Annotated in this window: 1 protein-coding gene; it reads left to right on the forward strand. The window is 47.4% G+C overall.

Annotated elements, in window-relative coordinates:
* Positions 1 to 83: 83 nt before the first annotated feature.
* A protein-coding gene (locus tag ACSR9A_RS20255) for an IS1182 family transposase (protein WP_473759192.1) occupies positions 84 to 1,438 on the forward strand; the annotation gives its coding sequence in 2 pieces (ribosomal slippage) (positions 84 to 651 and positions 651 to 1,438; 1,356 coding nt in all).
* Positions 1,439 to 1,491: the final 53 nt, after the last annotated feature.

The following is a 1,491-nucleotide window of genomic DNA, read 5'->3' on the forward strand; positions in this document are numbered from 1 at the left end:
TCTTTATAAGCATTTGGTTTAACACGACACCGCGTTACTATGGTATAATAAGGATAACTTATACGAACGGAAGGTGTCGCCCTATGCTGCGTTCTAATCGAGATAAACAACAAAGTTACGAGTTCGTTTCCATAGAAGACTTAGTGCCTGCTGATCATATGCTTCGCAAGATCGACAAGTATATTGATTTTTCCTTTATTGATGAAAAGGTTCGACATCTGTATTCACAAGATAACGGGCGTCCAGCCATTGATCCGCTTGTTCTTTTCAAGATGATCTTTCTGGGCTATTTCTACGGGATTCGTTCCGAACGTCAGCTTGAACGCGAAGTGCAAACGAATCTCGCGTATCGTTGGTTTTTAGAACTGGGATTAACGGATCGTGTGCCTGACCATACAACGATTAGTTGGAACCGGCGTACCCGGTTTAAAGATACTTCTGTTTTTCAAGACATCTTTGATGAGATTGTGCTGCAAGCCGTCTCGCATCGCATGGTTGGCGGACGTGTGCTGGTTTCGGATTCGACCCATGTCAAAGCGAACGCAAACAAAAACAAATACACGAAAGAACAAGTGAAGCAAAACACAAGAGATTATCTCAATGAGCTAAATGAAGCCGTTGAAATGGATCGTCAAACCCAAGGAAAAAAGCACTAAAACCACGGGAGGAGGTGAACGAGGACAAGGAAGTGAAGGTGAGCACAACGGATCCGGACAGCGGATATATGTTTCGGGAAGGCAAGCCAGAAGGCTTCTTTTATTTGGATCATCGCACCGTTGATTTGAAGTACAACCTCATTACCGATGTTTTCGTAACCGCAGGCAACGTCCATGATTCCGTCCCGTATCTCTCTCGATTAGACCGTCAGCGTAAACGTTTTGGTTTTGAGGTAGAAGCCGTTGCTTTAGATTCAGGCTATATGACCACGCCCATTTGCAAAGGGCTGGAAGAACGTAAAATCTTTGGTGTCATCGCGCATCGCAGATTTCATCCCACGCAAGGGTTGTACCCGAAGTGGAAATTCACGTATGAGGCCGAGCGAAACGTGTACCGCTGTCCCGAGCAGCAGGAACTGGTGTACCGCACGACGGATCGTCACGGGTACCGACATTATGCTTCGGATCCGAAGAGGTGTGCCGCTTGTCCTGTCCTGGAAAAATGTACGCGATCTCGCAACAAGCGAAAGATCGTCACCCGGCACATCTGGGAGAATAGTAAGGAGCAAGTACGATTAAACCGCCTCAGCAAGTCAGGCAAAAGGCTATACCGAAAACGAAAAGAGACGATTGAGCGAAGCTTCGCGGATGCTAAACAGCTCCATGGGTTTCGCTATTGCCGGTTGCGGGGACTGCGCAATGCTACGGAGCAAGCGCTGATGACCGCAGCCGTGCAAAACATGAAGAAGATCGCCCTCCATCTTGAAAGGAGGGCGCAATAGAGGAATCCTCCTCCTTTAGCTTCGTTTGGATCCCCAAAACAAAGAGAAACCCA

The organism is Paenibacillus sp. R-74696 (assembly GCF_055814915.1).